Genomic DNA, 4,766 nt, shown 5'->3' with positions numbered 1-4,766 from the left:
AGTCGCAGTACCCGCAGCGCGTGGCGCAGTAGGGGACGTGCAGGTAGAAGCCGAGCGGCCGCTGCCCGGAGCCGTCGAGGGCATGACGGGGCAGCGCCCCGTCCTCGGGCATGGGCTCGCCGTCAGGCAGTACGGAAGGCATGGGTCCCATTGTCCGGCATCGACGCGGGGACCTCGCCGGTCAGCTCTCGCGGGCGCCCGCGTACATCTCCTCGATCAGCTCCTTGTACTGCCGCTCGACCACCGGCCGCTTCAGCTTCAGGCTGGGGGTGTGCTCGCCGTGCTCGACGTCGAGGTCCCTCGGCAGCAGCCGGAACTTCTTGATCGTCTGCCAGCGCTGGAGGCCCTGGTTGAGCTCCCGCACATAGCCGTCGATGAGCTCCTCGGTCTCCTTGGCGGCGACCACCTCGGCGTAGGGCTTGCCCGCCAGGCCGTGCTCGGCGGCCCAGGCGAGGATGGCGGGTTCGTCGAGGGCGATCAGGGCGGTGCAGTAGTTGCGGTCGGCGCCGTGCACCAGGATGTTCGAGACGAACGGGCAGACGCCCTTGAAGGCGCCCTCGACCTCGGCGGGGGCGACGTACTTGCCGCCCGAGGTCTTGATCAGGTCCTTCTTCCGGTCGGTGATGCGCAGATAGCCGTCCGGGGACAGTTCGCCGATGTCGCCGGTGTGGAACCAGCCGTCCGGTTCGAGGACCTCGGCGGTGCGCTCGGGCTGGCCGTGGTAGCCCTCCATGACGCCGGGGCAGCGGATGAGGATCTCGCCGTCGTCGGCGATGCGCACCTCGGTGCCGGGCAGGGGCTTGCCGACGGTGCCGGTGCGGAAGGCGTCCCCGGGGTTGACGAAGTTACCGGCGCTGGTCTCGGTGAGACCGTAGCCCTCCAGGATGACGACGCCGGCGCCGGCGAAGAAGTAGCCGATCTCCGGGGCGAGCGCGGAGGCGCCGGAGAGGCAGGCGCGCAGCCGGCCCCCGAAGGCGTGGCGGATCTTGGCGTAGACGAGCGCGTCGGCGACGCGGTGCCGGGCGGCGAGGCCGAAGGGGACGGTCCTGCTGCCGGTGCGGCGGAAGTTGTCCTGCTGGACGCGGGCGTACTCGCGGGCGGTCGCCGCGGCCCACTGGAAGATCTTGTACTTGGCGCCGCCGCCCTCGCGCGCCTTGGCCGCGACGCCGTTGTAGACCTTCTCGAAGATGCGCGGGACGGCCGCCATATAGGTGGGGCGGACGACCGGCAGATTCTCGATGATCTTGTCGACGCGGCCGTCGACGGCGGTGATGTGCCCGACGGTGATGTGGCCGGCGGTGAGCACCTTGCCGAAGACGTGGGCGAGCGGCAGCCAGAGGTACTGCACGTCCTCCGGGGTGAGCAGGCCGGTGGCCTGGATGCCGCGGCCCATGTAGGACCAGGCGTCGTGCCGCAGCCGCACGCCCTTGGGGCGGCCGGTGGTGCCGGAGGTGTAGATGAGGGTGGCGAGCTGCTCGGCGCTCAGGGCGTCGACGCGCTCGCGGACGAGCCCGGGCCGGTCCTTGAGGAGCTTGGCGCCGCGGCGCTCCAGCTCGGCGAGGGAGAGCACCCAGCCCTCGGGGTCGTCCTCGTGGGGGACGGCGTCGTCGGCGTCGATGACCACGACGTGGCACAGCCGGGGCAGGTCGGCGCGGCGCAGGCGGACCTTGTCGAGCTGGGCGGCGTTCTCGGCGATGAGCACCCGGCTCTCGGAGTCGCCCAGCATGTAGGCCGTCTCGTCGGCGTTGGTGCTGGGGTAGACGGGGGTGACGGCGGCGCCGGAGCACATGATGCCGAGGTCGGCGAGGATCCACTCCAGGCGGGTGGCCGAGGCGAGCGCGACGCGCTCCTCGGGCCGTATGCCGAGGTCGACGAGGCCGGCGGCGATGGCGAAGACGCGGTCGGCGGCCTGCTGCCAGGTGAGCGAGGCCCAGGTGTCGGGGCCCTGGCCGGAGGGGGCGGGGACGGGGTGGCGGTAGGCCTCCCGGTCGGGTGTCGCGGCGACGCGGTCGAGGAAGAGGTGGGCCACGGACGGCGGCCGGTTCTCGATCAAAGCCTGTGTCTCGGTCACGGCATCCTCCGGGGCCCGCTTCGTTGCTGGTGACTCGCGAGTAACCTTCGAGCAGTGATCAGACTAGAGCCCCTGCGGCCGTCGCGTAAGAGTGCGAGAAGGACTGGTTGACGCGATCCGCGCCACGCGCGCCGGCCCGTCCGCACACCGGGTGCGGACGGGCCGGATCGGGCCTGATCGGGCCGGACGGGCCGGAGCCCGGGGGACCGTTACTTCTTGCTCTTGTCGCCCTCGTCGCTGGACAGCACCGCGATGAAGGCCTCCTGCGGCACCTCGACGCTGCCGACCATCTTCATCCGCTTCTTGCCTTCCTTCTGCTTCTCCAGCAGCTTCCGCTTGCGGGAGATGTCACCGCCGTAGCACTTGGCGAGGACGTCCTTGCGGATGGCGCGGACCGTCTCACGGGCGATGACCCGGGAACCGATGGCGGCCTGGATCGGCACCTCGAAGTTCTGCCGGGGGATGAGCTCGCGCAGCTTGGCGACCAGCCGCACGCCGTACGCGTACGCCTTGTCCTTGTGCGTGATGGCGGAGAAGGCGTCGACCTTGTCGCCGTGCAGCAGGATGTCGACCTTGACGAGCTCGCTGGACTGCTCGCCGGTGGGCTCGTAGTCCAGGGAGGCGTAGCCGCGGGTCTTGGACTTGAGCTGGTCGAAGAAGTCGAAGACGACCTCGGCGAGGGGCAGCGTGTAGCGGATCTCGACACGGTCCTCGGAGAGGTAGTCCATGCCGAGCAACACGCCGCGGCGGTTCTGGCAGAGCTCCATGATCGCGCCGATGAACTCGCTGGGGGCGAGGATCGTGGCGCGCACGACCGGCTCGTAGACCTCGTCGATCTTGCCGGTGGGGAACTCGCTGGGGTTGGTGACCGTGTGCTCGGTGCCGTCCTCCATGATCACGCGGTAGACCACGTTGGGGGCGGTGGCGATCAGGTCGAGGCCGAACTCGCGCTCCAGGCGCTCGCGGATGACCTCCAGGTGCAGCAGGCCCAGGAAGCCCACGCGGAAGCCGAAGCCCAGGGCGGCGGAGGTCTCCGGCTCGTAGACCAGCGCGGCGTCGTTGAGCTGGAGCTTGTCGAGGGCCTCCCGCAGCTCCGGGTAGTCGGAGCCGTCCAGCGGGTAGAGGCCGGAGAACACCATGGGCTTGGGGTCCTTGTACCCGCCCAGGGCCTCGGTGGCGCCGCCGGTGAGCTGGGTGATGGTGTCGCCCACCTTGGACTGGCGGACGTCCTTCACGCCGGTGATCAGATAGCCCACCTCGCCCACGGACAGGCCGTCGGCGGGGGTCATCTCGGGCGAGTTGGTGCCGATCTCCAGCAGCTCGTGGGCGGCGCCGGTCGACATCATCCTGATGCGCTCGCGCTTGCCGAGCGTGCCGTCGACGACCTTCACATAGGTGACGACACCCCGGTAGGCGTCGTAGACCGAGTCGAAGATCATCGCGCGGGCCGGGGCGTCCTTGACGCCGACCGGGGCCGGGACGGTCGCCACGACGCGGTCGAGCAGCGCGTCGACGCCGACGCCGGTCTTGGCGGAGACGCGCAGGACGTCCTCCGGGTCGCAGCCGACCAGGTTGGCCAGCTCGGCGGCGAACTTCTCGGGCTGCGCGGCGGGCAGGTCGATCTTGTTGAGGACCGGGATGATCGTGAGGTCGTTCTCCATCGCCAGGTAGAGGTTGGCGAGGGTCTGGGCCTCGATGCCCTGGGCGGCGTCCACCAGGAGGATGCAGCCCTCGCACGCGGCGAGGGAGCGCGAGACCTCGTAGGTGAAGTCGACGTGACCAGGGGTGTCGATCATGTTGAGGATGTGGGTGGTGCCCGCGTCCTCGCCCTCGGTGGGCGCCCAGGGCAGCCGGACCGCCTGGGACTTGATCGTGATGCCGCGCTCGCGCTCGATGTCCATCCGGTCGAGGTACTGCGCACGCATCTGCCGCTGGTCGACCACGCCGGTCAGCTGGAGCATCCGGTCGGCGAGCGTCGACTTGCCGTGGTCGATATGCGCGATGATGCAGAAGTTACGGATCAGAGCCGGGTCGGTACGGCTCGGCTCGGGCACGTGGGCAGGGGTCGCGGGCACTCAGGATCCATTCGGTGACTGCGGGAGTCGGATGTCTGGAGTCGGATATACGGCCCCTCCATCGTCCCATGACTGGCGGCCTCGGTCCGGTTTGGGACGCCGTCGCGCCTGCTGGTAGCCTGGTGCACTGTGCCTCGTGCCCTCTCTGTGCGTGGCGCGCCGCGCCTCGTCCCCCGATGGGGCGCTTTCAAGATCCAGACGAACCTGAAAAGGCTCTTTCGTGGCGAACATCAAGTCCCAGATCAAGCGGAACAAGACCAACGAGAAGGCGCGCCTGCGCAACAAGGCCGTCAAGTCCGAGGTCAAGACCTTCGTCCGCGCCGCTCGCGAGGCCCTGGCCGCCGGTGACGCCGAGAAGGCCGTCGCCGCCGTCGCCCTGGCCGGCAAGAAGCTCGACAAGGCCGCCAGCAAGGGTGTCCTGCACAAGAACGCCGCCGCCAACAAGAAGTCGGCGCTGGCCAAGCAGGCTGCCTCCCTCAAGGGCTGAAGCCTCTCCGGGGCGTAAGCCCCGGTCCTCGCCGGTACGGGCTCCAGCGGGCCCCGCCGGGGAAGAGCCAGCCACCGTGCCCCTCCAGGTGCACCCAGCGCACCCGCTCGTACGACCGCCACCAGCCGTCCCC

At 69.9% G+C, this 4,766-nt stretch carries 3 protein-coding genes and 1 pseudogene; 1 reads left to right on the top strand and 3 read right to left on the bottom strand.

The genetic code is table 11. The features are described from left to right. From AB0K09_RS29835 to lepA, 3 genes and pseudogenes are all read right to left on the bottom strand, one after another. Window positions 1-142 (bottom strand): annotated as a pseudogene (locus tag AB0K09_RS29835) (coproporphyrinogen III oxidase); the annotation flags it as partial. Between the two features lie 39 nt (window positions 143-181). Beyond that, window positions 182-2,071, bottom strand: a complete 1,890-nt coding sequence (locus AB0K09_RS29830) for a long-chain fatty acid--CoA ligase (RefSeq protein ID WP_366068530.1) — start codon at window positions 2,069-2,071, stop codon at window positions 182-184. A gap of 209 nt (window positions 2,072-2,280) precedes the next feature. Beyond that, window positions 2,281-4,146: a translation elongation factor 4 gene (lepA, locus tag AB0K09_RS29825; protein ID WP_366068529.1), complete on the bottom strand. Its 1,866-nt coding sequence runs from the start codon at window positions 4,144-4,146 to the stop codon at window positions 2,281-2,283. A 220-nt stretch (window positions 4,147-4,366) separates the two neighbouring features. On the opposite strand from lepA, the gene rpsT reads away from it, so the two are divergent. Beyond that, window positions 4,367-4,633, top strand: coding sequence for a 30S ribosomal protein S20 (gene rpsT, locus AB0K09_RS29820; protein ID WP_366068528.1), 267 nt, complete (start codon window positions 4,367-4,369; stop codon window positions 4,631-4,633). Window positions 4,634-4,766 lie beyond the last annotated feature (133 nt).

Source organism: Streptomyces sp. NPDC049577 (assembly GCF_040675635.1).
Lineage (GTDB): Bacteria > Actinomycetota > Actinomycetes > Streptomycetales > Streptomycetaceae > Streptomyces.
Note: the sequence above shows the minus strand (reverse complement) of the source record. Positions and strands in the feature narration are given on the sequence as shown.